This window comes from Photobacterium sp. R1, from assembly GCF_054600795.1.
In genome coordinates this window covers 1-250 of record NZ_BAAHZP010000786.1, presented here as the reverse complement: position 1 = coordinate 250, position 250 = coordinate 1, and the positions used below count along the sequence as shown (strand labels likewise).

At 48.8% G+C, this 250-nt stretch carries 1 protein-coding gene; it reads right to left on the bottom strand.

Annotated elements, in window-relative coordinates; translation table 11 throughout:
* The coding region (locus ACYP03_RS27220) for a homocysteine S-methyltransferase family protein (RefSeq protein ID WP_459782834.1) at positions 1 to 250 on the bottom strand (250 nt) is incomplete at both ends.

The window sequence follows — 250 nt, the reverse complement described above, 5'->3', positions numbered from 1 at the left end:
GACCGCACACTCCGAAATACGTGATAATTCTTCTACATATTGGCGCAGTTCATCCGGACCCAACGCGCAGTTAAGGCCAAACGAGATAGGTTTGACGTGCCGCAGAGAATTATAAAAGGCTTCTGTGGTTTGTCCTGATAAGGTACGGCCGGAGGCATCTGTGATTGTCCCTGAAATCATCACAGGCAAAACCACACCGGTTTCCTCAAAGACTTTATCCACGGCAAACGCACAAGCTTTGGCATTCAGC